Origin of the sequence: Bacillus sp. FSL M8-0049, from assembly GCF_038593355.1 — a bacterium.
Taxonomy (GTDB): domain Bacteria; phylum Bacillota; class Bacilli; order Bacillales; family Bacillaceae; genus Bacillus; species Bacillus safensis.
In genome coordinates, this window is the sequence record NZ_CP151986.1 from 1,196,978 (window position 1) to 1,214,741 (window position 17,764).

The window sequence follows — 17,764 nt, forward strand, 5'->3', positions numbered from 1 at the left end:
GAACATTTTTTAGAAAGTATAATTGTAAGCGCTTTATAAAAGGTTCTATTCTAAAAATGTTCTTTCTTTTTGTTACATGTGTTCATATTTATACCAAATGAAAGGGGTGGTTGTTTGAACAGCTTGTTTGAGTTAGATGAACAACTGATTAAGCTGCAGTTCGAAGCATCTTCGAGAGAGGAGGTGACCACATATTTAGCAGGGCGGTTAGAAGCTGGAGGGTACATTAAATCGAGCTTTTTACCAGCAGTGCTTGAAAGAGAAAAAACATATCCTACAGGCCTTCCACTTGCAGCCTTTGGGGTAGCGATTCCGCATACAGATCCTGAGCATGTGAACAAACCAGCGATTAGTGTAGCTACTTTAAAGGAACCTGTCATTTTTCATAAGATGGGAAGCCCTGATGAAACAGTGCAAGCCAAAATTGTGTTTGTCCTAGCAATCTCTGAGCCTAGCAAACAGCTTGTGATGCTGGAGAAGCTGATGACACTTTTTAGAAAAGAAGAAGTGATGACGAAGCTCTCTTATATGACATCTTATGAAGAAGCGGTTGACGTGCTTCAGCAAGAACTAAACCAATAGTCACTCACGAAATTATGTAAGCGCTTTATCTGAAAAATTCAGGAGGTGGATGTATGATCAAGCAAGCCGTCGATTTTATATTAGACCTTGGACCAACTATTATGCTCCCGATTATTATGACGCTTTTCGGTATGATTTTAAGGCAGGGCTTTAAGAAATCCTTCAGGGCCGGTATTACGATCGGAATTGGATTTGTTGGTGTCAATCTTGTCATTAATTTGCTCGTGAGCGGACTTGGGCCAGCAGCAAAAGCCATGGTTAATTCCCTTGGGCTAAAGCTCGATATTTTGGATGTTGGATGGCCGATTGGAGCTGCCATATCCTTTGGTACACCCGTTGCCCCGCTCATGATTCCTCTTGTGCTTTTATTAAATGTCATCTTATTGTCTGTAAACTTTACGAAAACGCTGAATGTGGATATTTGGAACTTCTGGCATTTGATTTTCGCAGCCTCTGTTACTTACTACGCTTATCATAATATGTTCTTGGCTCTTGCTGTTGGCTTGATCGTCTCTGCGATCACGCTAAAGTTAGCCGATTGGACGGCGCCGACAATCGAACACCATTTCGGATTAAAAGGCGTATCGATGGCTCATGCGGAAACGGTCAACTTCGCCCCGCTCATGTATGCGTCCAACCGCGTCATTGATAAGATTCCTGGTTTAAACAAAATTCATGCTGATCCAGAAACCTTGAAGAAACGCTTTGGCATCTTTGGCGAACCGCTTGTGATGGGTCTCATACTTGGTATCATTATTGGTCTTCTCGGCGGCTATGATGCAAAAGGCGTGATGACGCTCGGTATTCAAATGGCGGCAGTTCTTGTCTTAATGCCAAGAATGGTTGCGTTATTAATGGAAGGACTGATTCCAATCTCTGAGGGCGCTCGTTCTTATATTCAAAAGCGTTTCCCTGGGAAAAATGTCTATATTGGTTTAGATACAGCGATTGTGATTGGTCATCCAGCGAATATGGCGGTAGCCCTTTTAATGGTGCCGATTACGATTTTGCTAGCAGTTGTTCTGCCTTACAATGGCATGCTCCCGTTTGCTGACTTATCGGTTCTGCCATTTACAGTTGTCTGGGCAGTAGCAGCCGCTCGTGGAAATATTATTCGCGGCCTTATTAACAGTATTTTTACATTAATGATTGTCTTCTTTATTGCAACGAACCTTGCTCCGCTTGCGACAACCATGGGGAAAGCAGTCGGCTTTGATTTCCCAGAAGGGGCAAACATGATTTCAGGTATTGATCTTGGTTCTCACGTCATTCCTTGGATCATGGTGAGACTTCTTGATCCGAGCAACCCTTACTTTATTGCAGCCATCATCTGTGCTCTGGCTTATGGGCTTCTATGGTACTGGGTGCGAAATGATATTAAAAAGCAGTATGCAAAAGAAATGGGCTTAGATCAGAAAGAACAATAAATGAGCTGGAGGGATTCTAATGGCGAAGAAAATATTAGTATCATGCGGAACGGCAGTTGCAACATCAACGGTTGTCGCTAAAAAGGTAGAAGAGACGTTAAAGGAAAAAGGATATGATGTCGTGGTGGAACAGTGTAAGGCATCTGAAGTCCCGCAAAAAGCGGAAGGCGCCGATTTAATTGTGACGACAACGCCTGTAAGTGATACAAAAGGGACACCTGTGATTCAAACATTATCCTTTTTAACTGGATTTGGTATTGAAGATGATATCGAGAAAATCATTGATCATATCAAGTAGAGGGCTATTTTCTGAAGGAGCTTTTCCGGCTCCTTCTAGTGATTTGAAAGGAGGAAGTCTTATGCAGCATCATGCTTATAGCCGAACGTCTGCAGTGTTGTCTATTTTTCTTCCGGCTGTGCTCATCTGTCTTTTTTTTCTCTGGTCTCTTTATACGTTATGGTCAGCAGGACCTGACCCGTTAGCTGTGTTAGGCGTTTATACGCTGCCTATTCTCATGCTATCTAGTATTACAGGACTGAACCAGCCGACAAGCGTCATCATTAGTGAAGATCAACTGAAGATAGGCGCTTTTGGCAGATGGCACACATATGCAGTTTCTGATATTAAAGGAAAGCTTTTTTTAAAGCCTTATCCTCATATCGGGAAAGTCTATGTCAGGGTGGGGCCATCTCGTATATTCGGAGGGCGTTACTGGATATCCAGTGAGATGAGTGAGTACAAGCAGCTTGTTCAAACGTTGCAGGATTTTGCGAAGGGTGATGAAAAGGAGGATGCCGCTACATGAAATCAGCTGTCTTTTATTCTTCAGAGGACATTCGGTATGAGGAGCGGAACCGGCCAGTCATCGGTGATGATGAAGTTTTGTTAAAGCTGCGAGCCTGCGGCTTATGTGGAACGGATATTTACAAAGCAACACATGAGACAGTACCTCCTGGGACAGTGCTGGGGCATGAAATCGCTGGTGATATTGTCGAGACCGGCAAGCACGTGACAAATGTCCAAACGGGAGACAGGGTCTATGTGGCACATCATGTGCCTTGTTTCACCTGTGACTTTTGTCAAAAGGGTTTTTATACGATGTGTCCGCAGTTTACAGCCACAAATGTAGAGCCGGGCGGGTTTTCAGAATATATCCGTGTACCTGCTTTGCATGTCAAGCACACGATGGGCAAGCTTCCAAAAGACGTATCGTATGAGCAAGGGGCGATGGTAGAACCGGTTGCCTGCTGCCTGCACGGGTTTGAACGAGCTCCTGTTCACCCAGGAGATTCCGTTTTGATCCTTGGAGCGGGGCAAATTGGCTGTATTCAATTGCAGCTCGCCAAATATTATTTGGCTGGGAAAGTGATGATAACAGACGTGAATGAGAACAGACTGCTGCAAGCGAGGAGTTTAGGTGCAGACGTCTCCTTTCATCCAGCAGCCGAGCCGGTGGAAAACCGGGTGATGAAAGAAACAGATGGAAAGGGAGCAGACCTCGTCATTATTTCTGTTGGGAGCAGTGCGCTTTTAAAAGAGGCGTTTCAGGCTGTAGCGCGAGGCGGGACGATTTTGGTGTTTGCTCATTTTCCAAAGGGAGATGTGGCCATTCCTGCTGAACGATTTTTCAATGATGAAGTGAAGGTAGTAGGAGCCTATTCCTCGCATCCATATCATTATCGTGAAGCTCTTGAGCTTTTGAAAGCAAAAGTGGTCAACACTGAAAAGATGGTGACGCATCGTTATCCGTTAAGCCAGCTGCTTCAGGCGATAGAATGTGCGAGGCATCCTGAGGGTGAGAGCGTCAAAATCATGATGTATCCAGATGAATGAGTGTATGAGATTAAAAGAGAAAGAGAAGTTCTTTGGAAAAGGGCTTTCCCTTTCTCTTTTTTTCTGATAAAAGATGAAAACGCTTAAAAACGAGAGAGAAATGCTTGACTTCGATGACACTTAAACGTATGATGATTACAAATGTAACATATAAGAACAAATGTAAAGGGGAGAGAAGAAATGCAAAAACAAATCACTTTGCCTGAACAGATTAGCCATGAGAAATTAGCAGATTTATATAAACAAATGTGGTTAGTGAGATATTTTGATGAAAAGGTCGACCAATTTTTTGCAAAAGGACTTATCCATGGCACCACTCATTTATGTGTTGGACAGGAAGCGTCAGCTGTTGGATCGATTGCCGTATTAGAAGATAAAGATAAGATCGTCAGCACACACAGGGGACACGGTCACTGTATTGCAAAAGGGGCCGAGGTTAATAAAATGATGGCTGAATTGTTTGGACGTGAAACCGGCTATTGTAAAGGAAAAGGCGGCTCGATGCATATTGCGGATTTAGAAAAAGGAAATCTTGGGGCAAATGGAATCGTTGGCGGCGGTATCCCGCTGGCAACAGGTGCAGCGCTCACATCTAAAATGAAGCAGGAAGGCTTTGTTGTTCTTTGTTTCTTCGGAGATGGTGCCACAAATGAAGGCAGCTTCCATGAAGCATTAAACCTTGCGTCTATTTGGGATTTACCGGTTGTGTTTATTTGTGAAAACAACCAGTACGGCATGTCTGGCCCTGTGAAAGAAATGATCAACATTGAAGACATTTCAACAAGAGCAGAAAGCTACGGAATGCCAGGAAAAACGGTTGATGGAAATGACATGGTCGAAATTATGAACACAGTAGATGAAGCAGTCAGCCGTGCGAGAGCGGGAGAAGGCCCATCACTCATTGAAATGAAAACGTACCGCTGGAAGGGTCACTCTAAGAGTGATGCGAAAAAATACCGTACACGTGAAGAAGAGACAGAGTGGAGACAAAAAGACGGAATCAAACGCTTTAAGTCTCTCTTGATTGAACTGAATGTTTTAACAGAAGAGCAGGCAGCAAGCTTACAGGAAGAAGCGAAGCAGGAAATTGAAGCGTCTGTAGAATTCGCCAAAAACAGTAAAGAACCGTCAATTGACACACTATTAGAGGATGTATACGCCTAATTAGGAGGGAAATCACGTGACAAAAACAACAGTGAGAGAGATTTCATATTTAGAAGCCGTTCGAGAGGCTATGAGTCAGGAAATGAGAGAAAACCAAGATGTCTTCATTTTAGGTGAAGATATCGGCGTATATGGAGGTGCTTTTGGGGTCACGCGCGGCATGATTGAAGAATTCGGTCCAGAGCGCGTTCGCAATACACCTATCTCAGAGGCTGCCATCGCAGGTGGGGCAGTCGGAGCGGCTTTAACTGGTATGCGGCCGATTTTAGAACTTCAATTCTCTGACTTTATAACAATTGCAATGGATCAGCTTGTGAACCAAGCAGCCAAAACACGATACATGTTTGGCGGAAAAGGAAAGGTGCCGCTTGTCGTAAGAACACCAGCAGGATCAGGAACGGGTGCAGCGGCTCAGCACTCACAAAGCTTAGAAGCGTGGATGGCGCATATTCCAGGACTCAAAGTGGTTCAGCCTTCAACAGCCTATGATGCAAAAGGACTTTTAAAAGCGGCGATGGATGATGACAACCCTGTCATTTTCTACGAGCACAAGCTTTTATATAAAACAATCGGTGAAGTGCCTGAAGAGCAATATTCCATTCCTCTAGGGAAAGCAGATGTGAAAAGAAGCGGGAAAGACGTCACGATTGTAGCAACAGCGATTATGGTACACAAAGCGTTAGAAGCGGCGAAGGAACTAGAAGCAGAGGGAATCGATGTTGAAATCATTGACCCAAGAACACTTGTCCCATTAGATGAAGAAACGATTATCGAATCTGTGAAGAAAACAGGTAAATGTATCGTGGTTCATGAAGCAGTAAAACGAGGCGGCTATGGCGGAGAGATTGCAAGTATGATAGCGGAAAGTGAAGCCTTTGACTACTTAGATGCTCCAATTAAACGACTTGGCGGTCTTGCGGTCCCAATACCATACAACCCGACGCTGGAAAAAGCGGTCATTCCACAAGTGCCAGATATTATTGAAGCAGCAAAAGAGCTTGTGCGCTCTTAAGTAAAGGGGAGAAGATCATGCCAAAAGAGATATTTATGCCGAAGCTGAGCAGTACGATGGAAGTCGGCACCTTGCTTCAATGGTTTAAAGAAGAAGGAGATTCGGTTGAAATCGGTGAGCCTCTTTTTGAAATTATGACAGACAAGATCAATATTGAGGTGGAAGCCTATGATGATGGTATTTTTCTAAAGAAATATTATGAAGCCGATGATCAAATTCCAGTCAATGCTGTCATTGGATACATCGGAGAGGCAAATGAACAGGTGCCAAGCGAACCGCCAGCACAATCAGATGAAGATTCACCAGGCAGCAGCGAATCGTCTTCATCAGACGCGGCTTCATCCAGTCCTGCTGAAGCCCCAAAAACACCTAATGAAAAAGTACGTGCCACACCTGCGGCGAGAAAAACGGCAAAGGATCATCATGTAGCGATTCATGAGGTATCTGGCACAGGACCTAAAGGCAGAGTTCAAAAGCGGGACGTCGAGGCGGCCGTCCACTCTAGTGAGAAAGATCAGCGCGTGTCTCCGCTTGCAGAAAAAGTGGCTGCTCGTGAAGGAATCGATTTAGCGAATGTTGCTGGATCTGGTGCACACGGGAAAATTATGAAGAGTGATGTGACGGCAGCAGCTGTAAAAACAACAGAGTCTTCTCCAGTGAAAACACAAAAACTAGCTGGTATGAGAAAAGTGATCGCTGACCGCATGTCACAAAGTGCCTTTACAGCACCGCACGTGACATTAACAAGTGAAATCGATATGACAAAAGCGAAAGAAATACGCAAACAGCTATTGCCAGCGATTGAAAAAGAGACAGGCTACAGACTGTCGTTCACAGAAATTATGATTCATGCGGTCAGCAACGTACTCACGCGCCACCCGCAGATCAATATGACATTTGAACAAAATGAGCTCCATTTCCATGATGATGTGCACATTGGTCTCGCTGTCGCTGTAAAAGATGGCTTAATGGTTCCAGTCATTTCTCATGCAAACCAAAAAGGGTTAAAACAGCTGACAAAAGAGGCAAAAGAAATCGGCCGAAACGCACGTGACCAAAAACTGCTGCCAGACCAGCTGAAAGGGTCCACTTTTACCATTAGTAACTTAGGGATGTATGCCATTGATACCTTTACCCCGATTATTAATCAGCCGGAAGTGGCGATCTTAGGGGTTGGGCGCATTCAAGAAAAACCTGTTGTAGTAGATGGAGAAATTCAGGTGCGGCCGATGATGGGTGTTAGTTTATCGTTTGATCACCGAGTGGTAGATGGCGCACCAGCGGCTGCCTTTTTAACAGACCTTAAAAAAGTGCTTGAACAACCATTTGAATTGCTAATGTAGGAGATGAATCGGATGACGAAAACGTATGATCTGGCAGTCATTGGCGGAGGGCCTGGCGGGTATACTGCCGCCCTTCAAGCAGCTGAGCGTGGACGGAAGGTCGCATTGATTGAAGAGGATTTTCTAGGCGGTACTTGTTTAAATCGGGGCTGTATTCCTTCCAAGACACTGCTCAAACATGCAGAAGTCATTGAATCAATTGAGAAGGCGAAAAGCTGGGGAATTGAAACAGGTGATTTGGTCCTTTCCTTCGATAAAATGAGAAAGCGCAAAGATGACGTCATTGAAAAGCTCAGAGGCGGAATTGCCTTTTTATTAAAGCAAGGAAAGATTGATGTATATAACGGCAGAGGTACAGCTGTTACAAAGCACCGGATTGAGATTGAAAAGCAAGATGGTTCAGAATCGATTGAAACGAAAGAGCTCATCATTGCCACTGGATCTTCACCTGCCATTCCGCCAATACCAGGCCTTAAAGACATTCAATTTGACACAAGTGATACGATCTTTGACATCCCAGAAATTCCGGCTTCTGTCGTCATCATTGGCGGCGGTGTCATTGGACTTGAGCTGGCTTGTATCTTCCAGAGTCTTCAATCAAAAGTCACGATTATCGAAGCGGCTCCGTCTATTATTCCACAAGAGGATGAGGAAGCATCTAAGCTGCTAGAAAGAGAATTAAAGAAAAAAGGCATCCATATCGCGAAAAAAACCACTGTAACAGAGGTGACGGAAAGCGAAGGAGTCAAAGCGGTTCATGCATCAGACGATAAAGGAGAGACGCATATCTTTACGGCTGAAAGACTGCTTGTTTGTGTAGGAAGAAGACCTAGCGTTTCTGCTGTCAGCCAGCTTGACCTTCAGCTGGATGGTCCTTTTATCAAGGTGAACGACAAGATGCAGACAAGCGTGGAAGGTGTCTATGCAGTTGGGGATGTCGCTGGCGGCTATCAGCTTGCTCACGCAGCGATGGCAGAGGCCGCTGTTGCGGTCAGTAATATTTGCGGTGAGTCTGAAAAAATGAATGCTGATATCATGCCTAGATGTATTTATACATTACCAGAGGTAGCAAGTGTCGGTCTGACTGAGAAAGAGGCAAAAGCCAAAGGACTTAACGTGCGGGCAGAACGATTTGATTTAGCGGCAAGCGGTAAAGCACTAGCGGCAGGTGATCAAACAGGCTTTATTAAATTGGTATACGATACAGCCTATGGTGAAGTGATTGGCGCGACGATGGTTGGCCCGCACGTCACAGAGATGATTTCAGAAGCTTCCTCCTTTATGTATTTAGAAGGAACAGCAGAAGAGATGGCGAAAATGATTCATCCGCATCCGACCATCTCAGAAGGTTTTTATGAAGCAGCACTTGATATCGTGAGTAAGCTGAGAAAATAATGGCCAAACAAGGGATAGGGAGGAGATGCATGTGCACGTCCAGCTTCATCAGAAAGCGGCACTTGTGACAGGTAGCACAGATGGATTTGGAGAAGCCATCTGCCTGGCTTTAGCCCGGGCAGGTGCACATGTTTTTTTACACACGTTTCATGATGAATCAAAGGCTAAAACCATTCGTGAAGACATTCAAAAAATGGGCGGTCAAGCGAGTATCATTCAGAACCCGCTGGAAACACCGCGTGATGCCGCGCGAATGCTGAGGCAAGTGATTGATACATGCGGTAAACTGGATATTTTGGTCAATCAAGCAGAACAAGGAGCGGACGCGAAGCTTGATGACGTGCGTCCTGATGAGTGGGTGGATGAAGTGGAATCGGCTGTGAATACCGTCTTTCTTTCCAGTCAGGCTGCCGTATGGCATATGGTTGATCGGAGGCAAGGCTGCATCATTAATATATCGTCATCAGGCAGTATTACAGGTGATGGCGGGATCTCGCATGCTACATCGAATTCTATGCTGAATGCCATGACAAAAGGGTTAGCGAGAGAATTTAAAGACAAAGGCATCCGGGTGCTTGCGCTGCTGCCGCCTCCTCTCCATTTGGTTCCTGATACAGAGCAAATCAAGGAGACTGTGGCCCATATGACGGTGTTTCTCAGTACATCCTATGGTGCATTTACAGATGGCGTGGCGATTATGCTTGATGGGGGTGAGAGTGCTGGCTAATGTTCAAAAACCAGTTCTCATCGTTGGCGGAGCCCAAGGGATCGGAAAAGAAATAGCTGAACGATTTTTAAAAGAAGGGCACCAAGTCGCCGTGTCAGATATAGACGAAAAGGGACTTTCGCTCTTAAAGACACAGTATCCTCAGCTGCTGATATTTCAAGCTGACGTTTCATCGTGGGAAAGTGTTCAGCAAATGATATCAGCAGCTGAAAGGGAGCTGGGCGGTATTGCTCACCTTGTGTATTCAGCAGGAATGACTAAATCACTGCCTTTTTTAGAAGTCGATTTTTCACTTTGGAAAAAGACACTAGCTGTGAACTTATATGGTCTTTACTATTGCATCAAAGCGTTGGCACCCTATATGTGTGAGCGGCAGGAAGGCAGTGTTGTCATTATTGGATCGGGATCTGCAATCACCGGCTCAGGCGGCGGTATTCAATATTATGCATCAAAAGCAGGTGCTTTTGGATTGATGCGTTCGCTCGTAAAGGAACTAGGCTCGCATCAAATACGCATCAATGTGATTGCCCCCCGCGTCATTGAATCTCAAATGCTTGATACGCTCTATCCTACTGTAGAGGAGAAACGGCAGCTGCAATCACTCATTCCCATCGGAAGATTAGGAAAGCCTGAGGATATCGCAGGGCTCACTTTATTTCTCACACGTCGCGAGGGGAGCTATTTGCACGGACAAATGATCCTGTTAGACGGAGGGAGAACGTATCAGCCCAAATATACTGAGGGAAAAAGAGCGGAGAGTTAATCGCTCTTTTTGTCATTTTCATAACAATTGTTCCAATTGGAAACGAATGTTTGGTATACTGGTAATCATAGTATATTAAAAGGATGATGTCACATGCTGAATTGGGAAGAAAGACGACAGCTCGTCAAAGTTGCTCATCTTTATTATACAGACGGGTGGACGCAGCAGGAAATTGCAAAAAAGCTCAATGTCTCAAGACCAGTCATTTCAAAGCTCTTACAAAAAGCAAAAGATGTGGGAATTGTTGAAGTGTACATTAAAGACGAAAGCATTCATACGGTGGAACTTGAAAAGCAGCTAGAAACAACCTTTCAATTAACAGATGCGGTCGTTGTCCCAAGTGTCGGGACAATGTCTGAGATGGTGAAGCGGGCAGTCGGTCAAGCAGGCGCCTATTATTTGTCTAAAAACATGAAAAATGCGGAGAAAATCGGCATTTCATGGGGGACGACGCTTGCTGAGCTTGTAAAAGAATATCCGTTTGAACGAAGAAACGATGTGAAGGTCATTCCTTTAGAGGGTGGAATGGGCAGGCAGGCTGTCGACATTCATGCCAATCAGCTGGCATATGAGCTGGCAAAGAAAATGAACGGCACGTGTTCCTATTTATATGCCCCTGCGATTTTAGAAACAGAAGAATTAAAAGAACGGCTTATGGCGATGCAGGACATAGAAGCAGTGCTTGAAGAAGGCAGAAATGTGGATATTGCTCTCATCGGTATTGGCAACCCGCATAAAGGGTCAACTTTAAAAACAGTCGGTTATTTAAAAGAAGAGGACTTATCTGGTTTAAGGCAATCAGGGGCTGTCGGTGATATTGGCTTTCGTTTCTTTGATGGAGAAGGAAAACCTGTCCAAGATGAACTGAATCAAAAGGTCATTGGCTTATCGCTGGAACAATTAAAGAGCGTCAAAACGGTCATCGCTGTTGTAGAAGGAACCCATAAAGCTGAGAGTATTTTAGGGGCTTTAAATGGCGGCTTCATTCAAGTACTGGTGACAGACGAACTAACGGCGGCAGCCATTTTAAAGGAAGCATCCGTCCAATAAAAGGCTGGCAGCGTTCGAATGGTATAACAAGAGCAACATCAAACGAGAAAGGAGCTGTGTATCTTGAAGCAAACCGAAATGGAAGCAAACCTACACTGTACTCGGTGCCAAGAAGAGACCCTCCACAGCATCGTTTATGTGAATGATCAGATGAAAAGCGTTGAGTGTACAGAGTGTCATCAAAAGATCAGTGTGCAAGTCGACATCATGAAGGAATTTTACAAGGAAGTATACGAGAAAATAGCGACAAAGCCAAAGCGGATCACGCAGGAATATAAGTCGAACCTGAATGGATTTATCTCAAGACTCCCAATCCGTGTGCTTAGTAAGCCATACCGGCTCATGAGATATTTAAACGAATCATACAAAGTGATCAAACAATATAAAAAATGAAGCAGAGACCGTTTAGCACTCTGCTTCAGCCTGTAGGCAAGTCAGTCCTCCGCTCCGATACTCGTCTTTCCTAGACTGCAAAGGTTTCTATTACGCTGAGAAGAAGGAAAAAAAGCAGAGCACCGTTTAGTGCTCTGCTTTATTTTGTGTTTTTTTCATATAATAATAAATAGGCAGTCCAGCCATCCCGATCAGCATGGAGATCAGGCAGCTTTTCCAATCGGTGATCATGGTGCTGATTAAAACGAATAATGAACCGATAATCGCAATGATCGGTGTCAGCGGGTAAAGTGGTACACTGTACGCACGCTTCATTCCGCTGTTTTGTTTTCTCAGCTTAAAGACGGCGAAAAAGGCCATCACATAAAAGATGTAGATCATGAAAATCGAGACCTCAGACAGCTTCTCCGGATTACTGACGATCATAAACACAATGGCGATCAAAATTTGCACAAATACAGCGATCCAAGGTGTTTTAAACGTTGGGTGAATCCGCGAAATCGCGTTGGCGAAAGGAATCTGCTTTCGTTCTGCCATCGCAAAAATCACACGTGGGAATGAAAGAACCTTTCCGTTCAAACAGCCAAAGATGCTGATGATGATCCCAATACTAATGATTTTCCCGCCAATTGGCCCAAAGAGCATGGTAGCAGCAGTGCTTGTCGCATTTTCACCTAACTGGACGATTTGATCAGCTGGCAGCACGTGCAAAAGTGCGACATTAATAAAGAGATAACAAGCCGTCACGATTAAAATTCCGCCTGCCATCGCGCGAGGCAGCAGTTTCTCAGGGTTTTTCATTTCACCCCCAAGCGCCGCAAGTAAAATCCAGCCATCATAAGCAAACAGCGTAGCCAAAATCGCTGCACCGAAATTCATTTGAGCGATACTATCGTTGACGGCCATCAAGATGTTTTCGTTACCTTTCCATATGCCAAACACAATAATAGCGGCAATTGGGACAAGCTTTCCGATAGTGGTCAGCCCCTGAACAAATCCGCCGTATTTTGTTCCCATGATGTTGATGATACATAAAAATAAAACGGTGATAATGCCGATCGTTGTAGACCATAAAGTCGAAAGAGAAAATAGATTGGCTAATAATGAACCAAAATAAAGACCAAGTGCACCAATGATGGCGGGTCCGTAAATAATAATCTGCACCCAACCGCATAAGTAGCCCCAAAATTCACCATACACTTCTTCAAGATAGGCGTACAACCCGCCGGTTCTCGGGATTTGTGTACCAATTTCAGCGACAGTCAGTCCGCCTGCAAGGGTTAAGATGCCACCTAGCAGCCAAGCGAATAAGGCGATGTCTGAGCTTCCTGAATAGGAAAGGACGTTGCCTGGCTTCATAAAGACGCCTGACCCGATAATGGTCCCGATGACAAGAGATAGGGCGAAAAATAAGCCGATGTCTTGTTTTAACGCTGGTTGTTCTTTGTTCATTACACACGACCTCCTGCATCACTTTCGTACGTTACTGTGACATGTATTTTGTTCATTGTAATACGATTTTAGGAAAACAAGAATTAAAAAAATTTTCTGATTTTCGTATTTGTATTTGAAAGTGTTCGTTTATTGGAGATATTAGGGTGAATGTTGCGTTAAAAACGAACAATAAAAGATTATTTTCGATTTAATGTTAATTTAATGACCGGAAACCGAACATCCAGTTAACGTGCAGCCAAATGGTTGACTTTTCTTGAAAAATGAACTATTTTATTCATAAGGATATTATCTCGAATTCGAGATATTTTAAAATAGGAGTGAAAATAATGAAAATCAATGGGATTCACCACGTATCTGCGTTAACAGCCAATGCTCAGAAAAATGTTGATTTCTACCGCCAAATCCTTGGCTTAAAACTTGTAAAGAAAACAGTCAATCAGGATGACCCGTCTATGTATCACTTGTTTTATGGAGATGAGGTCGCTTCACCAGGAACGGAGCTAACATTCTTTGAAATTCCAATGCTTGCCCGCCGTTTGGAAGGGACAAATGCGATCACAAGCACTGGCCTTCTCGTTTCTTCTGAAGAGGCACTCACGTTTTGGGAAAAGCGGTTTGAAGATAAAGGCGTGCAGCAAGAAACAGCTTCCTTGAGAGGCGGAAGACCTGCTTTGCGTTTTAAAGACCCAGAAGGGCAGCAGCTGTTTTTAACAGTAGAACCGAATACGCAAGAGGCAGGCTCACCGCCAGTGCATGACGATATTCCGGCAGAGTTTGCGATTAGAGGTTTAGGTCCAGTTGAATTAACCGTTGCAGAAGCTGACAAGACGATCCGTGTTTTAACAGACATCCTTGGCTTCACCGAAAGAGCACGTGAACAATCAAATGATGGTGAGATCGTGACCATTTTTGAGTCAGGAAATGGGGGTGCTGGAACAGAAATTCATGTGATCGAAAAAACAGAAGGGCCTTCTGAACGTTCCGGCAGAGGAAGTGTGCATCACGTCGCATTTCGTGTGAAAGACGCAGAGGAGCTTGAAAAATGGTTTGAAAAAATCTCAAAAGCAGGCTTCACGAACTCTGGTGTTGTAGAACGTTTTTACTTTAAAGCTCTTTACTTTAGAGAGCCAAATGGTATTTTATTTGAAATTTCAACAGATGGCCCTGGATTTACAGTCGATGAAGGGGTGGATGAGCTTGGCGATCAATTAGCCCTTCCGCCGTTCCTAGAGCATAAACGAGCAGAAATTGAACAAAGATTAACGCCAATTCAGTCGTCATAAAAAAACAGCTCATCAACTGAGCTGTTTTTTTATTAGGAACTGACCTGCTTAGATTCAGATTGTGTTAATGTGACCTGCTTAGTTTCTTGTTTTCCGTTTCGAATGAGGGTGATGCTCACGGTGTCCCCTACTTTTGCATTCGTGTATAGCTCATGACGTAATTCACTGCCAGTTTTGATTTGTTTCCCATTGATGCCGGTAATGACATCCTCTGACTTTAAGCCAGCTTTGGCGGCAGGTGAGCCTGCGGCGATATCTTTGACATACACGCCTTTATTGAGCTGACTGGTTTTGAGTCCGAGAGTTTCTTTTTGATACACATCTGGAACTTGTTCGAGATCCAGCATGCTGATGCCGATATATGGACGTTCAATTTTTCCTTTTGCGAGAAGCTGATCAGCGATTGGTTTGACATCATTGATTGGCAGTGCGAACCCAATGCCCTCAACACCTGTTTCAGAGATTTTCATACTCGTGATCCCCACAACCTTTCCGTCTGTCGTCAGAAGCGGGCCGCCGCTGTTACCTGGGTTAATGGCTGCATCTGTTTGAATAACATTAATACTGCTTTCGCCTGCTGATGTGTTCATAGAGACTGTTCGGTCGACACCGCTGACAATTCCTTGTGTCACCGTTCTTGAAAGATCTTCACCAAGCGGGTTTCCGATCGCAATGACGGTTTCTCCAGCACGCAGTGAGGAGGAATTGCCTAATGCCGCAACCTTCGTCACATGACTGCTGCTAATTTCCACAACGGCTAAGTCAGTGAGCGGATCAGCTCCAACCAGTTTTCCTTCAATGGTTTTGCCATCGTGTAAGGATACGGTTAGTTTATTTGCCCCTTCAATGACGTGGTTGTTTGTTAAGACATAGGCTTTATTGCCTGATTTTTTGAAAATCACTCCTGAGCCTGTACCGGTTTCTTCCTCTTGACTGCTTTTGTTTTGCTGTGATTCATCGAAAGGCGTATTGAAATCGCCAAAGCTTGTGTCTGTTTGAGTTTGTGCTTGGTAGTTTGTAATGCCGACAATAGCTGGTGATACATTTTCGACCATACTGGAGATGCTGCTTGATGAATTTGATGTTTGGACGGCTGTTGTTTTTGACGAATTCGTGTGATTTGTCGATACTGCTTCAGTTTTCGCTGCCGAATCATTTGCAGTGTTGTCTGATGAATGCTGAGCATATGGCGTAAGAACGTAGACACCTAACGCTAATGTACCGCCTACAACACCGCTGACAAATGGCTTAAACCAGCCGTTTGGCTTTTTCTGTTTTTGAGGTTGTTCAATTGTTTGTTTGTCATCATTGTGCTGTGTCATTTCAATCACTCTCTTTCAATGATTTTTTCATGTATGTGTTTGGGTGTTTTACCGTATGTGGTGGGGACTGACTTTATCGTATGAAAAAAGTGTGGGATAAAAATGAAAACATTGTGGGAAATTGTTAAAATAAGTAGTGAATCTAAGCAAGATAGAGGAGATTAAACTGTGGAGACAATTGGAATCATTGGATATGGAAGTATGGCTGATATGATGGTGCAAAAGTGGCTGGAAAATAGGGTGCTGGATGCTCATCAAATCATGATCCATACAAGAAGTGAAACGGAGCGCCTTCATCAGCTCAAAGAAAAGCACCAAGAAGTCAACATTTGTTCATTAGACGAACTTTCTGCGTCATGTGATATATTGTTTGTCTGCGTGCCGCCGCTTGCAGTACTTGATGTTCTGGATCAGCTGCCTTCTCAAGCGAGAGCGGTACATATTGTGTCAGTAGCAGCAGCTGTGACATTAGAAAAGTTACAGGCGCATACAACACAGCCAGTGTCTAGATACATCCCAACACTCACGTCAGCTGTTGGGACGGGCGTATCACTTGTTGCGCATGGTGCAGCAGCAGGACGCGAGGAAAAGGAGCGTTTGCACCGTCTGCTTTCAGCTTTTAGCATCGTCAGGGAAGTAGAGGAAGACCGGTTTGATGCGGCGAGCAATTTGACAAGCTCATCTCCTGGTTTTATCGCTGCTCTTTTTGAAGAAATGGCGAAAGCGGCTGTGAGAAATAGTGATCTTTCCTTAGAGGAAGCGAATGAATTTTTAACGTATGCCCTTTTAGGTACTGGCCAGATCCTCGTAGAGCGAGGCCTAACCTTTGCTGAAACTGTCGCTAGAGTGGCGACAAAAGGGGGAATTACAGGAGAAGGTGCTGAGGTCATTCAACAGCAGGCACCTCAGATGTTTGATGATTTATTTACACATACCATGAAGAAATATGAACAGCTGAAATCTCAGATCAACGAAGCGGATAAACACCACTAAAGACATAGTTAGTGGTGTTTTATTTGTTAAAAAAATCCTTTCTAAAAAAGCCTTTTGACCTGTATTATCTGAGTCTAAACTCCTTATTTTCGAACATTGTATTGAAAAATCAATCAAGTTCTCATATAATTTTTTAGAAAATTTAGAAAAATATACACAAATTTTATGTTTAATTAAAGGGGGATGGGAATGAAGCTCTATGTATCTGTCGATATGGAGGGGATTACTGGTCTAGCTGATCATACATTTGTTGATTCGCGCCAGCATAACTATGAGCGGGGCAGACGTATTATGACTGGTGAAGTGAATGCTTGTGTAGAAGCGCTTCTTCAGCATGGTGCCACCGACATTTTGGTGAATGACAGTCATTCTAAAATGAATAATCTTTTGATCGAAGAACTGCATGAAGAGGCAGTTCTCATATCAGGTGACGTAAAGCCTTATTCAATGGTGCAAGGATTGGATCAAACCTATGATGCAGCTGTTTTCTTAGGCTATCATGCAAGGGCATCAATGAAAGGTGTGATGTCGCACAGTATGATTTTTGGAGTCAGACATTTTTACATAAATGATCATCCAATTGGGGAAATGGGCTTTAATGCGTATGTTGCAGGCTACTATGGTGTGCCGGTGATTCTTGTTTGCGGGGATGATCAAGCAGCACGTGAGGCAGAAAAGCTGATGCCTGGTGTGAAAACAGTGGCAGTGAAAGAAACCATCTCAAGATCTGCTGTGAAATGCTTACCTCCTGCCAAAGTCAATAAACAAATCTCGCAGCAAGTGGAAGCCGCGATGAAACAGATTGATCAAATGAAGCCGCTGACGCCTCCTGATCAGCCGCTGCTTAAGATTGAGTTTGCCAATTATGGACAAGCTGAATGGGCGAATTTAATGCCGGGTACTGCCATCATAGAAGGAACAACGACGGTGACGTACCAAGCAGACAATATATTAGAAGCCTATCAAGCGATGCTTGTCATGACAGAGCTTGCCGCACGTACAACATTTTGTTAAGTGAGGG

The 17,764-nt window shown here is 44.1% G+C and carries 18 protein-coding genes; 16 read left to right on the top strand and 2 right to left on the bottom strand.

Annotated features, from left to right (window positions below; translation table 11 throughout):
* Window positions 1-114: 114 nt before the first annotated feature.
* From NSU13_RS06095 to NSU13_RS06155, 13 genes are all read left to right on the top strand, one after another.
* On the top strand, window positions 115-582 hold the full coding sequence (locus tag NSU13_RS06095) for a PTS sugar transporter subunit IIA (RefSeq protein WP_041105930.1): 468 nt from the start codon (window positions 115-117) through the stop codon (window positions 580-582).
* Between the two features lie 53 nt (window positions 583-635).
* Window positions 636-2,009 (top strand): PTS transporter subunit IIC, encoded by a 1,374-nt coding sequence (locus NSU13_RS06100; protein WP_034281477.1) that lies wholly within the window; start codon window positions 636-638, stop codon window positions 2,007-2,009.
* A 19-nt stretch (window positions 2,010-2,028) separates the two neighbouring features.
* Complete coding sequence (locus NSU13_RS06105) at window positions 2,029-2,307, top strand: PTS sugar transporter subunit IIB (RefSeq protein ID WP_003212259.1); 279 nt, start codon at window positions 2,029-2,031, stop codon at window positions 2,305-2,307.
* A 61-nt stretch (window positions 2,308-2,368) separates the two neighbouring features.
* Window positions 2,369-2,815, top strand: coding sequence for a hypothetical protein (locus NSU13_RS06110; protein WP_034281478.1), 447 nt, complete (start codon window positions 2,369-2,371; stop codon window positions 2,813-2,815).
* A complete protein-coding gene (locus NSU13_RS06115) occupies window positions 2,812-3,843 on the top strand; it encodes an alcohol dehydrogenase catalytic domain-containing protein (protein WP_034281479.1) in 1,032 nt (343 codons plus the stop codon). Before NSU13_RS06110 ends, NSU13_RS06115 begins: the two co-directional genes overlap by 4 nt.
* A gap of 180 nt (window positions 3,844-4,023) precedes the next feature.
* A complete protein-coding gene (gene pdhA / locus NSU13_RS06120; protein WP_024424949.1) occupies window positions 4,024-5,007 on the top strand; it encodes a pyruvate dehydrogenase (acetyl-transferring) E1 component subunit alpha in 984 nt (327 codons plus the stop codon).
* A 31-nt stretch (window positions 5,008-5,038) separates the two neighbouring features.
* On the top strand, window positions 5,039-6,019 hold the full coding sequence (locus NSU13_RS06125; RefSeq protein ID WP_034281944.1) for an alpha-ketoacid dehydrogenase subunit beta: 981 nt from the start codon (window positions 5,039-5,041) through the stop codon (window positions 6,017-6,019).
* 17 nt (window positions 6,020-6,036) lie between these two features.
* Window positions 6,037-7,362 carry a dihydrolipoamide acetyltransferase family protein gene (locus tag NSU13_RS06130; RefSeq protein WP_101677281.1) on the top strand — a complete coding sequence of 442 codons (1,326 nt, stop codon included), beginning with the start codon at window positions 6,037-6,039 and terminating at the stop codon, window positions 7,360-7,362.
* A gap of 12 nt (window positions 7,363-7,374) precedes the next feature.
* Complete coding sequence (gene lpdA, locus NSU13_RS06135) at window positions 7,375-8,757, top strand: dihydrolipoyl dehydrogenase (protein WP_101677280.1); 1,383 nt, start codon at window positions 7,375-7,377, stop codon at window positions 8,755-8,757.
* Between the two features lie 25 nt (window positions 8,758-8,782).
* Entirely contained in the window at window positions 8,783-9,484 is a 702-nt protein-coding gene (locus NSU13_RS06140; protein WP_251232176.1) for an SDR family NAD(P)-dependent oxidoreductase, read from the top strand.
* A complete protein-coding gene (locus NSU13_RS06145) occupies window positions 9,462-10,247 on the top strand; it encodes an SDR family oxidoreductase (RefSeq protein WP_041116371.1) in 786 nt (261 codons plus the stop codon). Before NSU13_RS06140 ends, NSU13_RS06145 begins: the two co-directional genes overlap by 23 nt.
* 93 nt (window positions 10,248-10,340) lie before the next feature.
* The gene (locus NSU13_RS06150) at window positions 10,341-11,297 is read left to right on the top strand and encodes a sugar-binding transcriptional regulator (protein ID WP_024424944.1); all 957 of its coding nucleotides are present in this window, start codon (window positions 10,341-10,343) and stop codon (window positions 11,295-11,297) included.
* A 63-nt stretch (window positions 11,298-11,360) separates the two neighbouring features.
* Window positions 11,361-11,690: a bh protein gene (locus NSU13_RS06155; protein ID WP_034281483.1), complete on the top strand. Its 330-nt coding sequence runs from the start codon at window positions 11,361-11,363 to the stop codon at window positions 11,688-11,690.
* A 126-nt stretch (window positions 11,691-11,816) separates the two neighbouring features.
* Here the strand turns inward: NSU13_RS06155 and NSU13_RS06160 are convergent, their stop codons facing one another.
* Complete coding sequence (locus tag NSU13_RS06160; protein ID WP_070325746.1) at window positions 11,817-13,142, bottom strand: amino acid permease; 1,326 nt, start codon at window positions 13,140-13,142, stop codon at window positions 11,817-11,819.
* A gap of 329 nt (window positions 13,143-13,471) precedes the next feature.
* Here NSU13_RS06160 and NSU13_RS06165 point away from each other — a divergent pair, with 329 nt between their 5' ends.
* On the top strand, window positions 13,472-14,428 hold the full coding sequence (locus NSU13_RS06165; protein ID WP_342489938.1) for a ring-cleaving dioxygenase: 957 nt from the start codon (window positions 13,472-13,474) through the stop codon (window positions 14,426-14,428).
* A 32-nt stretch (window positions 14,429-14,460) separates the two neighbouring features.
* Here NSU13_RS06165 and NSU13_RS06170 read toward each other — a convergent pair whose 3' ends face one another.
* Entirely contained in the window at window positions 14,461-15,750 is a 1,290-nt protein-coding gene (locus NSU13_RS06170) for a trypsin-like peptidase domain-containing protein (RefSeq protein WP_342489939.1), read from the bottom strand.
* A 168-nt stretch (window positions 15,751-15,918) separates the two neighbouring features.
* Between NSU13_RS06170 and proG the strand changes: the two genes are divergently transcribed.
* Together proG and NSU13_RS06180 are read left to right on the top strand one after the other, a co-directional pair.
* A complete protein-coding gene (proG, locus tag NSU13_RS06175) occupies window positions 15,919-16,743 on the top strand; it encodes a pyrroline-5-carboxylate reductase ProG (RefSeq protein ID WP_342489940.1) in 825 nt (274 codons plus the stop codon).
* A 189-nt stretch (window positions 16,744-16,932) separates the two neighbouring features.
* The gene (locus NSU13_RS06180; protein ID WP_034281488.1) at window positions 16,933-17,757 is read left to right on the top strand and encodes a M55 family metallopeptidase; all 825 of its coding nucleotides are present in this window, start codon (window positions 16,933-16,935) and stop codon (window positions 17,755-17,757) included.
* Window positions 17,758-17,764: the final 7 nt, after the last annotated feature.

Bases quoted from the DNA above. Each gene is read 5' to 3' on its own strand.
- NSU13_RS06100 (WP_034281477.1), top strand. From the start codon at position 636: ATGATCAAGCAAGCCGTCGATTTTATATTAGACCTTGGACCAACTATT.
- NSU13_RS06105 (WP_003212259.1), top strand. From the start codon at position 2,029: ATGGCGAAGAAAATATTAGTATCATGCGGAACGGCAGTTGCAACATCA.
- NSU13_RS06110 (WP_034281478.1), top strand. From the start codon at position 2,369: ATGCAGCATCATGCTTATAGCCGAACGTCTGCAGTGTTGTCTATTTTT.
- NSU13_RS06115 (WP_034281479.1), top strand. From the start codon at position 2,812: ATGAAATCAGCTGTCTTTTATTCTTCAGAGGACATTCGGTATGAGGAG.
- pdhA (WP_024424949.1), top strand. From the start codon at position 4,024: ATGCAAAAACAAATCACTTTGCCTGAACAGATTAGCCATGAGAAATTA.
- NSU13_RS06130 (WP_101677281.1), top strand. From the start codon at position 6,037: ATGCCAAAAGAGATATTTATGCCGAAGCTGAGCAGTACGATGGAAGTC.
- lpdA (WP_101677280.1), top strand. From the start codon at position 7,375: ATGACGAAAACGTATGATCTGGCAGTCATTGGCGGAGGGCCTGGCGGG.
- NSU13_RS06140 (WP_251232176.1), top strand. From the start codon at position 8,783: ATGCATGTGCACGTCCAGCTTCATCAGAAAGCGGCACTTGTGACAGGT.
- NSU13_RS06145 (WP_041116371.1), top strand. From the start codon at position 9,462: ATGGGGGTGAGAGTGCTGGCTAATGTTCAAAAACCAGTTCTCATCGTT.
- NSU13_RS06150 (WP_024424944.1), top strand. From the start codon at position 10,341: ATGCTGAATTGGGAAGAAAGACGACAGCTCGTCAAAGTTGCTCATCTT.
- NSU13_RS06160 (WP_070325746.1), bottom strand. From the start codon at position 13,142: ATGAACAAAGAACAACCAGCGTTAAAACAAGACATCGGCTTATTTTTC.
- NSU13_RS06165 (WP_342489938.1), top strand. From the start codon at position 13,472: ATGAAAATCAATGGGATTCACCACGTATCTGCGTTAACAGCCAATGCT.
- NSU13_RS06170 (WP_342489939.1), bottom strand. From the start codon at position 15,750: ATGACACAGCACAATGATGACAAACAAACAATTGAACAACCTCAAAAA.
- NSU13_RS06180 (WP_034281488.1), top strand. From the start codon at position 16,933: ATGAAGCTCTATGTATCTGTCGATATGGAGGGGATTACTGGTCTAGCT.